The following is a 14,507-nucleotide window of genomic DNA, read 5'->3' on the forward strand; positions in this document are numbered from 1 at the left end:
GCCGCCTTCGCTGGCAAGCCAGCTCCTACAGGTATGAGGTGCAACCATAAGTGGTCGTTACCGCAGCAATGGATATGTACGCGGTCAACAAAACATAGGTCGGCTGTAAGGCCGCCTTCGCTGGCAAGCCAGCTCCTACAGGTATGAGGCGCAACCCTAGGTGGCCGTTACCGCAGGAATGGATATGTACACCCACTGAAAAAGCAAAAAAAGGGCCCCCGCAACCCGACGTTGCGGCGACCCGAGGGTGATACTTAATTGGCGGTCGACAAGAACCTCAAGGCATCAATGCGCCCCTGCAGCCTTGTTCAAATCACTCTCCGCCCACTCGGTATAAACGCAAGCATCCGCCGTCGCCCAGCGCACCCGCACCGGATCACCCGCTTTCATCGGCATGCCCGCCGCAGAAAGCGCCTTGACCGTCATCGACGTGCCACCCGAAGTCACCACGCTGCACGTCTGGCTCTCACCCAGGAACAACACCTCCACCACCTTGGCCGTCACTTCATTCCAGCCCGCGGCCAGCGGTTCCTGGGCGGCTTGCTCGATGCTCAAGGCCAAGGCTTTTTCCGGCCGCACCATCAGCAACACATCCTGATTGGTTTGCAGGCCGGCCGTCAGGCGGATCGACAGCGACTGCCCTTCAAACGAAGCCACCGCATTGCCCTGCGCCTTGAGCTTGAGGAAATTCGAGTTGCCGAGGAACGAGGCGACAAAGGCATTCGGCGGGTTCTGGTAGAGGTCATAGCCGCTGCCCAGGCCGACGATCTTGCCGTGGCTGAAGATCGCGATGCGCTGGGACAGGCGCATGGCTTCTTCCTGGTCGTGGGTCACGTAGACGATGGTGATGCCCAATCGCCGATGCAGCTGACGTAGTTCATCCTGCAAGTCTTCACGCAGTTTCTTGTCCAGCGCGCCCAGCGGTTCATCCATCAGCAGGATGCGTGGTTCGTAGACCAGCGCCCGGGCGATGGCAACGCGTTGCTGCTGGCCGCCGGAGAGCTGCGAAGGGCGGCGATGAGCGAATTGTTCCAGCTGCACCAGCTTGAGCATCGCATCGACCCGGCGTTCGCGCTCGGCCGTGGCCAGTTTGCGAATCGCCAACGGGAAGGCGATGTTGTCGCGCACCGACAGGTGCGGGAACAGCGAGTAGCGCTGGAACACCATGCCGATGTCACGCTTGTGCGGCGGTACGTTCACCAGCGACTGGCCATTGACCAGGATCTCGCCGCTGCTCGGGGTTTCGAAGCCGGCGAGCATCGACAGGGTGGTGCTTTTGCCCGAGCCGCTGGAGCCGAGGAAGGTCAGGAATTCACCGTCCTTGATGTCCAGCGAGATGTCGTCCACGGCGGCAAAGTCACCGTAGTATTTGTTCAGGTTGCGCAGGCTCACCAGGGGCTTGTCATTTTGCTGCGCGGAATCTTTGATCACTGCACTCATGTCGTACTCCTGCGCTTAGGCGCTGATTTCGTTGCGCCGGCGCAGTGCGGCGGCGATCACCATGACCAATACCGAGAGGCCGATCAGCAGCGTCGAGGCGACGGCGATCACGGGCGTCAGGTCCTGGCGCAGGGTGGTCCACATTTTCACGGGAAGGGTTTGCAGGGTCGGGCTGGCCATCATCACACTCAGCACCACTTCATCCCAGGAGACGAGGAAGGCGAAAAGGGCGCCGGCCACCATCCCCGGGCGGATCGCCGGGAAGGTCACCTTGAACACCGCCTGCAGCCGCGAAGCACCGCAGATCACTGCAGCATCCTCGATCGACTGGTCGAACAGCTTCAGCGAGTTGATGATCGAGATGATGGTGAACGGCAAGGCGACGATGACATGGCTAACCACGAAGGCGAACATGGTCCCGGTGTAGCCCAGTTTCAGGAACAGCGCGTACACCGCCACGGCGATGATCACCAATGGCACGATCATCGGCAGGGTGAACAGGCCGTAGAGCATTTCCCGCCCCGGGAAACGCCCGCGTACCAGGGCGAAGGCGGTCGGCAGGCCCAGGGCCACGGCAAAGAACGTGGTCAGTACTGCCACCTTGAGGCTGGCCATGGCCGCGTTCATCCAGTCGGCATTGGAGAAAAACTGGCCGTACCATTTCAGCGTCCAGCCCGGTGGCGGGAACACCAGCCACTGGGACGAGCCGAACGACAGCAGGACGATGAACACGATCGGCAGCAACAGGAACAGGCCGATCAGCCCGGTAGTGGCATACAGGCCGAAGCGCATCCGGCGGCTCATGGCATTGGGGGTCAGGAGCATGACGGCTTACCTCGCGTTGCTGGCGCCAACCGGGGATTCCGGCTGAAGCTTCAGGTAGAAGTAGAACAGCACCAGCGTGATCACGATCAGCAACGCGGCGCCGGCGCTGGCCAGGCCCCAGTTGAGGAACGACTGCACCTGCTGGATGATGAACTCGGGCAGCATCATGTTCTGCGCGCCGCCCAGCAGGGCCGGCGTCACGTAGTAACCGAGGGACATCACGAACACCATCAAGCCGCCGGAGAACAGCCCTGGCCGGCACAGCGGCAGGAACACCCGGAAGAAGTTGGTCCATGGACTGGCCCCGCAAATCGAGCCGGCTTGCAGGATCATCGGGTCGATGGCCTGCATGGTCGCCTGCAGCGGCAGCACGATGAACGGGATCATGATGTAGCTCATGCCGATCACCACGCCGGTGAGGTTGTGCACCATCTCCAGCGGCTGATCGATGATGCCCATGGCCATCAGCGCCTTGTTGATCACCCCGGAGGCTTGCAGCAACACCAGCCAGGAATAGGTGCGGGCAAGGAGGCTGGTCCACATCGACAACAGCACGATGTTGAGGATCCAGCGACCCCAGCCACGAGGCACCAAGGTGATCGCCCAGGCCAGCGGGAAACCCAGCAGCAGGCTGAACAGGGTCACCAGGCCCGCCACCGAGAAGGTGTTGAGCAAGACCCGGGCATACGCCGAGTTGGCGAACAGTTGCTCGTAGTTGCCCAACCCAGGGACAGGCTCCAGCACGCCGCGCAGCAGCAGGCCGATCAGGGGCGCCAGGAAGAACAGGCCGAGGAACAGCAGGGCGGGGATCAGGTTGCTCGATCCGCGCCAGCGTTGCGCCAGGGTAGGGGTTTGCGTCATCGCTGCCGCCTTGCCGGCAGCGCCGGAGGCGCTCCCGGCGGGCGTGGATGGGCGGGCCGCAGTTGCCGTCATTTTCATTTGACCAGCCATTCGTTCCACCGTGTGGCGATAGCAGGACCGTTCTTGGCCCAGTACGCGAAATCAAGAGTGATTTGATCCTTGGCGTAGGCCGTCGGCAGGTTCGGGGCCAGCACCGAGTCCAGGCGCGCCACGCTGTCGACGTTGACCGGGGCGTAGGCGGTCAGGTTGGAGAAGTCGGCCTGGCCTTTGGCACTGCTGGCATTGGCCAGGAACTTCATCGCCGCGTCCTTGTTTTTCGAACCCTTTGGAATGACCAGGATGTCGGCCATGACCAGGTTCTGTTTCCAGCTCACGCCGACTGGCGCACCGTCTTCCTGCAGGGCATGAATCCGGCCGTTCCAGAACTGGCCCATGCTCGCTTCACCGGAGGCCAGCAGTTGTTGCGACTGAGCGCCGCCGCCCCACCAGACGATGTCTTTCTTGATGGTGTCGAGTTTCTTGAAGGCGCGGTCCAGGTCCAGCGGGTAGAGCTTGTCGGCGGCGACGCCATCGGCCAGTAGCGCCAGTTCCAGCACGCCAGGACTTGGCCATTTATAGAGGGCGCGTTTGCCGGGATAGGTCTTGGTGTCGAACAGCGCGGACCAGTCCTGGGGTTTGTTGGCCCCCAGCTTGCCTTCGTTGTAGCCAAGGACGAAGGAGAAGAAGAACGAGCCGACGCCGTGATCGGAGACGAACCGCGGGTCGATCTTGTCGCGATCGATGACTTTGAAATCGAGGGGTTCGAGCAAGCCTTCGGAGGCGGCGCGCAAGGCGAAGTCGGCTTCGACGTCGACCACGTCCCACTGCACGTTGCCACTTTCGACCATGGCCTTGAGCTTGCCATAGTCGGTGGGGCCGTCCTGGACCACGGTGATGCCGGTGGACTTGCTGAACGGATCGGCCCAGGCCTGCTTCTGTGCATCCTGAGTGCTACCGCCCCAGCTGACGAAGTTGACGCTTTCAGCCGCCATAACCACATGACTGGTCGCGGCCAGCAAGCCGGCGAACAGTACTGCGGTTGCACGTTTGTTCAACACCATTTTCACGCCCTCATTTGTTGTGTTTTTGAGCGGGCTTGGTAATGCCCGCCTATCGGGAGCAGTAGGTCCATCTGGCCTTGAAAGGCGACCGGGCCAAGGGCTGTTGTGAGTGCTTTCCCTGTCGGGTGCGCTTGGCTAAATCGCCCGGTCTATGGAATATCATATTATGGTATTCCAAACTTTGTGCAAGCACTTTGCCTTACCGGCTATCAGCCAAAAATGCTTTTTTAGTGTATCTGGCGAACGACGCACCCTCTGTAGGAGCTGGCTTGCCAGCGAAGGATTCCCATACACCGCGTGTATCCAGAAAACACCGGTTATCGTTGACGACCATCGCTGGCAAGCCAGCTCCTACAGAGGTTCATCATTCATTCAGTGAACGGGATGCTTTCCACCACTTCCAGGTCATACCCGGTCAATCCTGCGTATTTCAACGGCGGCCCCAGATGCCGCAGCTTACCGACGCCAAGGTTCTGCAAGATCTGCGCCCCGGTGCCAACCTCCGAATAGATCCGTGACTGCGAACGGCTGAATTGCCGTGGCGCCTGGGTCAATTGCGGCACCCGCTCCAGCAGCGCCTGGGACGATTCGTGATTGGCCAGCACCACCACCACACCCCGACCTTCTTGCGCCACGCGCTGCAACGCCGCCCATAACGTCCAGTTCGAAGGCCCGCTGTATTCGGCGCCCACCAGGTCGCGCAACGGGTCGATCACGTGCACCCGCACCAGCGTCGCTTCATCGCGGCGCAGATCACCCATGACCATTGCCATGTGGACACCGCCTTCAATGCGATCCTCAAAGGTGATCAGACGAAAGGTGCCATGCACCGTCGGCAGCTCACGCTCACCGATGCGCACCACCGTGTGCTCGGTACTTAAACGATAGTGGATCAGGTCGGCGATGGTGCCGATCTTGATCCCGTGCTTGCGCGCGAACACTTCCAGATCCGGGCGACGCGCCATGGTGCCGTCATCGTTCATCACTTCGACGATCACCGAGGCGGGGGTGAAGCCGGCCAGGCGGGCCAGGTCGCAACCAGCCTCGGTATGACCGGCGCGGGTCAACACGCCGCCTTCCCGGGCGCGCAGCGGGAAGATATGGCCAGGCTGGACGATATCGGCGGCATTCGCGCCCTGAGCGACGGCGGCGGCCACGGTGCGTGCGCGGTCGGCGGCGGAGATACCAGTGGTGACACCCACCGCCGCTTCGATCGACACGGTGAACGCGGTGCTGAACACGCTGCCATTGCTCGGCACCATCTGCTCGAGGCCCAGGCGCTGGCAATGCTCGTCGGTCAGGGTCAGGCAGATCAGGCCGCGCGCTTCACGGGCCATGAAGCTGATGGCCTCGGCGCTGCAACGGTCGGCGGCCAGCAACAGGTCGCCTTCGTTTTCCCGGTCCTCGTCGTCCACCAGGAGCACCATCTTGCCTTGGCGGTAGTCTTCGATGATTTCTTCGATGCTGTTGAAGGCCATGTTGGGGTTCTCGGTGTTTGATGGAGATATATTGTGGTATACCATAATACAAAACAACTGCAGAGGTCACTATGAAGGCGTACTGGATTGCTCACGTGGATATCACCGACCCCGATCAATACAGCCAATACACCCAGCGGGCACCGCAGGCGTTTGCCGAATACGGTGGTCGGATACTGGCGCGTGGCGGGCGTAGCGAAGCGATGGAAGGTCGGCCGACACCGCAACGCAGCGTGGTGATCGAGTTCGACTCGTACGAGCAGGCAGTGGCCTGCTATCGGTCAGGTGTTTATCAGGAGGCGAAAGGACATCGCGAGGGCGTGGCACGGGCCGAGGTGATCATCGTCGAAGGCGTGGCACCGCTCTAAAAGCTCCACATCACCCTGTAGGAGCTGGCTTGCCAGCGAAGGCGCCCGCGAGACCTGCGCAGTACTCAAGGACGCCTTCGCCGGCAAGCCGGCTCCTACAGGGGATAGCGGAATATTGGAGGTTTTCGCTAGCGGATGAAATGGATCTTGCCGGTGTCGTCGTTACCGATATAGATCCCGTAGACCCCGGCCTGGCGTTCATCGATATAACGCTCGAGGATCTGCCGGATCGCCGGGTAATAGATGCTGTCCCAGGGAATGTCCTCGGGCGCGAAGAATTTGTAGTCGAGGGTTTCCGGCCCGTACTGCCCGGTGATTTCCAGCGCGATGGCGCGGAAGATGATGTACACCTCGCTGATCTTCGGCACGCTGAAGATCGAGTAGGGCGAGAGGATTTCCGCGCGCACGCCACTCTCTTCCCAGACTTCGCGCAACGCCGCCTGCTCGGTGGTTTCACCACCTTCCATGAAGCCCGCCGGCAAGGTCCAGGTGCCGGGGCGCGGCGGGATGGCGCGTTGGCACAGCAGGTACTTGCCGTCCTGCTCGATGATGCAGCCGGCGATGATTTTCGGATTGACGTAATGGATATAGCCACAGCCGCGGCACATCAGGCGCTCGTGCGTATCGCCCGGTGGCAGTTGTGACTTGAGGTCATTGCTGCCGCACTTTGGACAATAGCTCGGGCTGAACATGATCAACGACCTATGCGAGGTTCTTTGAGCGCGATGGGCTGGGTGATCTCGGGGATCGCCCCGGTCTCTTCCTGCTTGCGCTTGAGGTAATCGAGGGCGACGGTGGCGGCGGCGCGCACGTGGTCGACGCACGCCTGGTGAGCGGCCAGGGGATCACCGCTCTTGATCGCTTCGACCATGCGTTCCATCTCCTGGTTACTGGCGCCACGACGGTTCTGCTGGGACACCGAAGTCGCTCGCAGATAGCTGATGCGCGCCTGCAACTGCCGCAACTGGGTCGCGGCGACGTGGTTGCCGGAGCCTTCGAGCAGTACGTCGTAGAAACCCTGGACGGAGTCGATGACCTGCTGCAGTTCACCTTCCTTCAAGGCCTGGCGGTTTTCTTCCAGGGCCTTTTCCAGTGCCTTGATGTCCTTGGCCTTGGCGCGCAGGGTGAACAGCTGGACGATCAGCCCCTCAAGCACGCAACGCAGCTCGTAGATATCGACGGCATCGGCCAGGGTGATGATCGCTACCCGCGGGCCCTTGGCATCGGCGAACTCCACCAGGCCTTCGGATTCCAGGTGACGCAAGGCTTCGCGCACCGAGGTGCGGCTCACACCCAGGCGATCGCACAGATCGCGTTCGACCAGTCGATCTCCCGGCAGGAGCTGGAAGTTCATGATGGCGCTTCGCAGTTTATCCAGCACGATTTCGCGCAGGGTAACGGGGTTGCGATTGACCTTGAAGCTGTCGTCGAGTGGCAGGCGTTTCATGGGGTCCGCTCTAGAATGTGGCTGTCCATGCAAAACGGGCACCGTCCGTGCTCGTTCAGATCAAAACAGCCGAGGGTTAACTTGAGGCCTCGGCATCGGCTTCGGCGAATGCTTCCCGGGCGAGCCGGAAACTGTCGACGGCAGCGGGAACACCGCAATATATGCCGACCTGAAGCAGAATTTCGCGTATTTGCTCACGACTCAGGCCGTTACGCAAGGCGCCGCGCACATGCAGCTTGAGTTCGTGCGGGCGGTTGAGGGCCGAGATCATGGCCAGGTTGATCATGCTGCGCTCCTTGAGCGACAAACCCTCACGACCCCAGACGTGGCCCCAGCAGTACTCGGTCACCATCTCCTGCAGGGGGCGGGTGAAGTCGTCGGCGTTCTCGATGGAGCGATTCACATAGGCTTCGCCCAGCACCTGGGTGCGGATCTTCAGGCCTTTTTCGTATTTTTCGTTGCTCATTTTCAATTGTCTCCTGGCAAGCACCGACCTGTGTAGGAGCCGGCTTGCCGGCGAAGGCGTACTTGAGGGCGCCTTCGCCGGCAAGCCGGGCTCCTACAGGTATTCATTCACAGTCCACCCATCAAGGTGTATTTGAGTTCCAGGTAATCCTCGATGCCATATTTGGAGCCTTCACGCCCCAGCCCCGAGGATTTGATCCCGCCAAATGGCGCGACTTCGGTGGAAATCAACCCTTCGTTGATCCCGACCATGCCGTATTCCAGCGCTTCGCTCATGCGCCAGGCGCGGCCCAGGTCGCGGGTATAGCAGTAGGCCGCCAGGCCGAATTCGGTGTCGTTGGCCATTTGCACAGCCTCGGCCTCGCTGTCGAACCTGAACACCGCGGCGAGAGGCCCGAAGGTTTCTTCCCGGGCGACTTTCATTTGCGTGGTGATGCCGGCCAAAACCGTGGGCTGGAAGAAACCGTGACCCAGCGCGTGACGTTCGCCGCCACACAGCAGCTGAGCACCTTGCGCCAGCGCGTCCTGTACATGGTCTTCAACCTTGGCCACGGCGCGCGCGTTGATCAGCGGGCCTTGGCTGACGCCGGCATCGAAACCGCTGCCAACCTTGAGCTGTGACACCCGTTCGGCCAGGCGCGCGACGAAGGCGTCGTGTATGCCGTCTTGCACCAGGAAGCGATTGACGCAGACGCAGGTCTGGCCGGCATTGCGGAATTTGGCGATCAGCGCGCCGTCCACCGCGCGCTCCAGGTCGGCATCGTCGAAGACGATAAAAGGCGCGTTGCCGCCCAGTTCCAGCGAGACCTTTTTCAGCGTCGGCGCGCACTGCGCCATCAGCAACTTGCCAATGGCCGTGGAGCCGGTGAACGACAGTTTGCGCACCAATGGGCTTGCGGTCAGCTCGGCGCCAATGGCGATGGCATCGCCGGTGATTACGTTGAAAATGCCGGCAGGAATGCCCGCCTGCTCGGCCAGGGCGGCCATGGCCAGGGCCGAGAACGGCGTCTCCGGCGCCGGCTTGACGATGCACGGGCAGCCGGCGGCCAGCGCCGGGCCGGCCTTGCGGGTGATCATCGCCGCGGGGAAGTTCCAGGGGGTGATCGCCGCGACGACACCGATCGGCTCCTTGCTCACGACAATGCGCGCATCGCCCTTGTGGCTGGGAATGGTGTCGCCATAGATGCGTTTGGCTTCTTCGGCAAACCACTCGATGAAGCTGGCGGCGTAGAGGATTTCGCCCTTGGCTTCGGCCAACGGCTTGCCTTGTTCGAGGGTGAGGATTTCGGCCAGGGCATCGGCGTTTTCCAGCATCAGCGCGTGCCAGCGCTTGAGCGTGTTGCTGCGTTCCTTGGCGGTCAGTGCACGCCAGGCCGGCCACGCCTTGTTGGCGGCGTCGATGGCCTGGCGTGCGTGTTCGGCGCCCAGGTTCGGCACCTGGCCGATCAGTTGGCCGGTGGCCGGGTTGAAGATGTCCTGTTGCGCACCGTCGGGCGCATCCAGCCATTGGCCGTTGAGGTAGGCCTGCTGGCGGAACAGTAACGAGGCTGCTGGGCTCATGCCGGCTCCTGACAAAATTTAAAAAAATCTGCACGGACCCCTGTGGGAGCGGGCTTGCTCGCGAAAGCGGAGGGTCAGTCAATATTGATGTCAACAGATACTCCGCCTTCGCGAGCAAGCCCGCTCCCACAGGTTTTTTTGTGTGGAACCGATCAGGCCAGGGTGGGCAGGGGGCCCAACTTGCCTTTGTGGTAGATCATCGGCGTCACCGGTTGCTCGGGCAGGATCAGGTTCTTCACCGCACCGACGATGATGGCGTGGTCGCCGCCATCGTATTCGCGCCACAGTTCGCACTCGATGATCGCCGTGGCCTTGCGCAGCAACGGGTTGCCCAGTTCGCTCAAGTGCCACTCGATGCCGTTGGCCTTGTCCTTGCCTTTACCGGCAAACGCATAGGCTTCGGCAGTCTGGTCGGCGGACAGCAGGTGAATCGCGAACTGCTTGCTGTCACGCAGGATCGGGTAAGTGTCAGAGGCGTAGTTGGGGCAGAACAGCACCAGTGCCGGATCGATCGACAGTGCACTGAAGGCGCTGGCGGTGATGCCGACGATGCCACCAGCCGGGTCCAGGGTGGTGACCACCGTGACCCCGGAAGGGAACGAGCTCATGACGTCTTTGTAAATGCCGGGTTCGATCATTTCTCAGGACTCCTAGCGCATCACGAATGGATCAGGCATCGGTGCCTGGGACAGATTGATCCACACCGTTTTCAACTCGGTGTAGGCCAGCACGGAATCGATGCCGCTTTCGCGTCCATAGCCACTGTTCTTGAAGCCGCCGATCGGCGCCATGGCTGACACCGCGCGATAGGTGTTGACCCAGATGATCCCCGAACGCACGTCCCGGGCCAGGCGATGGGCGCGGCCCAGGTCGCGGGTCCAGATGCCGGCGGCGAGGCCGAACTGCGAGTCGTTGGCGATCGCCAGGGCTTCGGCTTCGTCCTTGAAGCGAATGACCGAGGCCACCGGGCCGAAGACCTCTTCCTGCATGATCTTCATCGAATTGCGGTCGCATTCGAACAGGGTCGGCTCATAGAACCAGCCATCACCCAGATTCTGCGGACGCTTGCCACCCAGGCGCAGTGTTGCCCCTTCGGCAATGGCATCAGCCACCAGTCCTTCGACCACGGCCAACTGCTGCGCGGTGGCCATCGGGCCCATTTCGCTGCTGTCTTCCTGCGGGTTGCCGATGCGGATGCGCTGGGCGCGTGCCACCAGGCGAGCGACGAATTCGTCGTAGATCTCGTCCTGCACCAGCAGGCGCGAACCCGACACACAACTTTGCCCGGAGGCGGCGTAGATGCCGGCAATGGCGCCGTTGATCGCACTGTCGAGGTCGGCGTCGGCGAAGATGATGTTCGGCGATTTGCCGCCCAGTTCCAGGGACAGTTTCGCGAAGTTCTCGGCGCTGCTGCGCACCACATGCCGGGCCGTGGCCGCGCCGCCGGTGAAGGCGATCTTGCGCACCAGCGGATGGCGAGTCAGGGCGGCGCCGGTGCTCGGGCCGTAGCCGGTAACGACGTTGACCACGCCCGGCGGGATGCCGGCTTCCAGCGCCAGGCGCGCCAGCTCGAGAATGGTCGCCGAGGCGTGCTCCGACGGCTTGATCACGATGGTATTGCCTGCCGCCAGGGCTGGCGCCAGCTTGATCGCGGTCAGGTACAGCGGGCTGTTCCACGGAATGATCGCGGCGACCACGCCCATGGCTTCGTGCACGGTGTAGGCGAACAGGTCGGGCTTGTCCAGCGGCAGGGTGCCGCCTTCAAGCTTGTCGGCCAGGCCTGCGGTGTAGTGGAAAAACTCCGGCAGATAGCCGACCTGGCCGCGGGTCTCGCGGATCAGCTTGCCGTTGTCGCGGCTTTCCAGCTGCGCCAGTTGTTCCTTGTTTTCGGCGATCAGGTCGCCCAGGCGGCGCAGCAACTTGCCCCGGGCGGTGGCGGTCAAGCCACGCCAGGCCGGGCTGTCGAAGGCGCTCTGCGCAGCCTGTACGGCGCGCTCGACGTCGGCTTCGTCGGCATCGGGCAGTTCGGCCCAGGGTTCGGCCAGGGCCGGGTTGAGGCTTTCGAAGGTCTTGCCGGAGAGGGCATCGACCCATTCACCGCCGATGCACATCTGGAAGCGAGCGAGTGTCATGCAACGATCCCCTTGATCTGGTTTTGTCGGGAGTGCGCAGTGTCGAGAAACTCCAGCAACAGCTGGTTGACCAGGCGCGGCGATTCTACGGGCATCATATGCCGCTGCTCGGCGAGTACGGCAACCTTGGCGCCGGGAATGCGCTGGGCCAGTTGCTCAGCCATTTCCGGGGTCGACCCAGGGTCGAGTTCGCCGGTGGCGATCAGCGCCGGTACCTGGATGTTGCCCAGGTCCTCGGCGCGGTACATGTCCTGGGTGGCAAACAATTCGTAGGTGGTCAGGTATCCCTGGGGGTCATTGCCCGCCAGCGTCTGGCGAATCGCGGCGATCTGCGCCGGATTGGCCGCCTGGTATTCACGGCTGAACCAGCGTGACAATGCGGCTTCCGCGTTGGCATCCGGGCCGTGTTCGGCGGCCTGGCTGGTGCGGGCGATCACACCAGCGCGTTGTTCAGCGGTGCGATTGAACACGCTGTTGAGCACCACAAGGCTTTGCAGGCGTTGCGGGTAATGCAGGGCGAAAGCCCGCGCCACCAGCCCGCCCATGGAGAAACCGATCACTGCCGCCTTGGGCAATTGCAGATGATCGAGCAGCTCGAGCAACTGGTCGGCATAACCGAGCAGCGGCGTGCCGCTTTCAGGACGTGGGCTGGCGCCATGGCCGAGCATGTCATAGGCGATAACGCGGTATTTCGTGGCCAGGCCAACGATCTGGCCGCCCCACATTTCTTTGTTCAGGCCCACGCCGTGGATCAAGACCACGGGCTGGCCTTGGCCGGTCGCCAGGTAACTGGTGCCAGCCGGGGTGCGTTCAGCGGTGAGCCGAATCATGGAGCGCTCCTGCATACCTTTTTGTTGTAGTGACCGACCGTCTTACTGGGCTTTTTCAGCGGCCAGTTCTTCCAGGTCGATGTAGCGGTTGCCGATGCGTGGGTGCAGGCGGCCGCCGTCGGCACAACCCAGGACCACGACGATTTCGTCGGCACGCGGTGCGTCTTCGATCTGCATTTCCAGGGTGATGTAGTGCGAACGCAGACCTTCATCGTCCTTGTGCATCATCGGGATCTGGATCGAGGTACCCGGGCCGCCGCGCTTGTTGGTGAAGCTCAGGTAGCTCTTGGCTTTCACCGCTTCGCGGTAATGGTTGCCAAAGCGCAGGGTGTGGATCACCGCAGAGGCGTGTTCGATTTCACCGTCGGCACCGACCACGGCGGCCTTGCCGTAGGCTTCGATCTTCTCGGCACCGCCGATGATGCCTACCAGACGCTCGACCATCATTGCGCCGAGGTCGGAGCAGTTGGCGCGGATTTGCGGCTTGAGGTCTTCAACGAAGCCGTTGCCCAGCCAAGGGTTCTTCATCACCACGGCCAGCCCGACCATGGTCACGGGCTTGTCGGTGGCCTTGCCGCCTTCGATGAAGGTTTCTTCGACATAGCTGACGATCTTGCGGATTTCGAAACTCATGAGCTGCTCCGTATCAGGGTGAAAGGTGTTTGTGCGTATGATGGTATACCATAATACCGGATGCGCAATAGCCTGATGGGAGTTTCTGGTCGGAAGGCGATGAAAAGCGGGGGAGGGGGGTGGCGATGGCCTTTACGGCCGATGGAAATCCTGCGGCTTGTCGGGTCACCGCATCGCCAGCAAGCCGGCTCCTACGGATGTGCGTACGCCGCAAATTCAACTTACCTGCTCAAAACCTGTAGGAGCTGGCTTGCCAGCGAAGGCGGCATCACGGCCACCATCGCATCGCCAGCAAGCCGGCTCCTACGGATGTGCGTTACGCAAATTCAGCTTGCCCCCACTGCGGACCTCTCTGGCAGTACAACCAAAGTGTCGACGGAAGCTACGGGTGAACTGCGCCTGGTCGCTGAAGCCCCAACGCATGGCCAGCTCACCGATCGACAGGTGGCAGCCAGGGTCGTGCAGCCCCCTGTTGACCGCCTCGAGACGGCGCAGGCGAATCCATTCCCCCAGGCTGTGGGGCGTGCTGCTGAAGAGTTTATGCAGATAACGCACCGACAACCCACAGGCGTCGGCGATCATCTGCGGCGCGAGGTCGGGGTTGCCCAGTTGCTGGTCGATGTACTGCTCGATCCGTTGCAAATGCAGGGCGGCCAGGTTCGAGCTTTCGCTGCTGAGCACCCGCTCATCGTCACGCAAGGCCATCAACAGTGTCGAAAGGGCCTGCTCGAGCAACATATGGCGGGCAGGCGCGTCGCATTCGTCGAAACGGGCGGCGCACATCGCCAGTTGATCGACAAAGATCCGCCCGAGTGCGCGCCTGGCGTCGAAGCACAGGCGAGTGTAGCGCTCGGCGCCGCGCAGTTGGCCATGCAGCGCGCGTTCGGGGAGCTTGAACACCCACAGATCGTTGTCGCTGGCGTAGTGAAAGCGGTAGGGCGCATCCCCCCGTTCAAAGATGAAACCACCAGGCTGGCAATGCAGGGCCCGACCGTCCTGTTCGAAATGCACTTCGCTGCGCCGCGGTACGGTGACGAGGTAGCAGGCTTCGTGGTCTTCACTGACCTGGGCCTTGCTGCGCGAATAACCCAGTTGACTGGAGCGCAGGCGTGAAAGGGTCAGGGCGGTACTGCCGGTTTCCCAGATCTGCAGGCTGCCGCTGAACGGGCTGTTCGGGGCGAATTCAAGGGACAACGGAAAATAGGCGCTGCCAATAGCCTGGGCCCAGAGCGGCTGGCGTTGACTGTCTGGCCAGGAGCGGGTGGAGAGTTTGTATGCCATGGCTGCCCTCGTATCATTTTTATTATGAGGACGATGCCGACGCAAACAGCCGCCGGCACCGTGGGTCTGCCATCATTTGCCAATGCT

The 14,507-nt window shown here is 62.0% G+C and carries 15 protein-coding genes; 1 reads left to right on the forward strand and 14 read right to left on the reverse strand.

All coding sequences use genetic code 11. The annotated features are described in order from the left end of the window. Nucleotides 1–285: 285 nt before the first annotated feature. The 5 genes from NQL71_RS29250 to ribBA all read right to left on the reverse strand — a co-directional run bounded on the left by NQL71_RS29250 (nt 286) and on the right by ribBA (nt 5,704). Nucleotides 286–1,440, reverse strand: a complete 1,155-nt coding sequence (locus NQL71_RS29250) for an ABC transporter ATP-binding protein (protein WP_046817516.1) — start codon at nt 1,438–1,440, stop codon at nt 286–288. A 15-nt stretch (nt 1,441–1,455) separates the two neighbouring features. Further along, the gene (locus NQL71_RS29255) at nt 1,456–2,265 is read right to left on the reverse strand and encodes an ABC transporter permease (RefSeq protein ID WP_007976227.1); all 810 of its coding nucleotides are present in this window, start codon (nt 2,263–2,265) and stop codon (nt 1,456–1,458) included. 6 nt (nt 2,266–2,271) lie between these two features. After that, the gene (locus NQL71_RS29260) at nt 2,272–3,204 is read right to left on the reverse strand and encodes an ABC transporter permease (RefSeq protein ID WP_046817515.1); all 933 of its coding nucleotides are present in this window, start codon (nt 3,202–3,204) and stop codon (nt 2,272–2,274) included. Next, complete coding sequence (locus NQL71_RS29265) at nt 3,201–4,226, reverse strand: ABC transporter substrate-binding protein (protein WP_046817514.1); 1,026 nt, start codon at nt 4,224–4,226, stop codon at nt 3,201–3,203. The genes NQL71_RS29260 and NQL71_RS29265 overlap by 4 nt, the downstream gene beginning before the upstream one ends. Before the next feature lie 368 nt (nt 4,227–4,594). After that, entirely contained in the window at nt 4,595–5,704 is a 1,110-nt protein-coding gene (gene ribBA / locus NQL71_RS29270; protein WP_046817513.1) for a bifunctional 3,4-dihydroxy-2-butanone-4-phosphate synthase/GTP cyclohydrolase II, read from the reverse strand. A 71-nt stretch (nt 5,705–5,775) separates the two neighbouring features. Between ribBA and NQL71_RS29275 the strand changes: the two genes are divergently transcribed. After that, on the forward strand, nt 5,776–6,072 hold the full coding sequence (locus NQL71_RS29275; protein ID WP_077186084.1) for a DUF1330 domain-containing protein: 297 nt from the start codon (nt 5,776–5,778) through the stop codon (nt 6,070–6,072). Nucleotides 6,073–6,200: 128 nt separating this feature from the next. Here the strand turns inward: NQL71_RS29275 and NQL71_RS29280 are convergent, their stop codons facing one another. From NQL71_RS29280 to NQL71_RS29325, 9 genes are all read right to left on the reverse strand, one after another. Beyond that, nucleotides 6,201–6,764: an NUDIX hydrolase gene (locus tag NQL71_RS29280; RefSeq protein WP_274643757.1), complete on the reverse strand. Its 564-nt coding sequence runs from the start codon at nt 6,762–6,764 to the stop codon at nt 6,201–6,203. Nucleotides 6,765–6,766: 2 nt separating this feature from the next. Beyond that, nucleotides 6,767–7,519 carry a GntR family transcriptional regulator gene (locus tag NQL71_RS29285; protein WP_046817510.1) on the reverse strand — a complete coding sequence of 251 codons (753 nt, stop codon included), beginning with the start codon at nt 7,517–7,519 and terminating at the stop codon, nt 6,767–6,769. Between the two features lie 76 nt (nt 7,520–7,595). Next, nucleotides 7,596–7,985 carry a carboxymuconolactone decarboxylase family protein gene (locus NQL71_RS29290; RefSeq protein ID WP_008059553.1) on the reverse strand — a complete coding sequence of 130 codons (390 nt, stop codon included), beginning with the start codon at nt 7,983–7,985 and terminating at the stop codon, nt 7,596–7,598. A gap of 107 nt (nt 7,986–8,092) precedes the next feature. Next, nucleotides 8,093–9,544, reverse strand: a complete 1,452-nt coding sequence (locus NQL71_RS29295; protein WP_046817509.1) for an NAD-dependent succinate-semialdehyde dehydrogenase — start codon at nt 9,542–9,544, stop codon at nt 8,093–8,095. Nucleotides 9,545–9,696: 152 nt separating this feature from the next. Further along, a complete protein-coding gene (locus NQL71_RS29305; protein ID WP_046817508.1) occupies nt 9,697–10,182 on the reverse strand; it encodes a flavin reductase family protein in 486 nt (161 codons plus the stop codon). 12 nt (nt 10,183–10,194) lie between these two features. Further along, nucleotides 10,195–11,676 carry an aldehyde dehydrogenase gene (locus NQL71_RS29310; protein ID WP_274643758.1) on the reverse strand — a complete coding sequence of 494 codons (1,482 nt, stop codon included), beginning with the start codon at nt 11,674–11,676 and terminating at the stop codon, nt 10,195–10,197. Beyond that, a complete protein-coding gene (locus NQL71_RS29315; protein ID WP_046817506.1) occupies nt 11,673–12,506 on the reverse strand; it encodes an alpha/beta fold hydrolase in 834 nt (277 codons plus the stop codon). The genes NQL71_RS29310 and NQL71_RS29315 overlap by 4 nt, the downstream gene beginning before the upstream one ends. A gap of 42 nt (nt 12,507–12,548) precedes the next feature. Beyond that, complete coding sequence (locus tag NQL71_RS29320; protein WP_046817505.1) at nt 12,549–13,139, reverse strand: amino acid synthesis family protein; 591 nt, start codon at nt 13,137–13,139, stop codon at nt 12,549–12,551. Nucleotides 13,140–13,442: 303 nt separating this feature from the next. Further along, nucleotides 13,443–14,420 (reverse strand): AraC-like ligand-binding domain-containing protein, encoded by a 978-nt coding sequence (locus tag NQL71_RS29325; RefSeq protein ID WP_046817504.1) that lies wholly within the window; start codon nt 14,418–14,420, stop codon nt 13,443–13,445. Between the last annotated feature and the right edge of the window lie 87 nt (nt 14,421–14,507).

The organism is Pseudomonas serbica (assembly GCF_028823535.1).
Taxonomy (GTDB): Bacteria; Pseudomonadota; Gammaproteobacteria; order Pseudomonadales; family Pseudomonadaceae; genus Aquipseudomonas; species Aquipseudomonas serbica.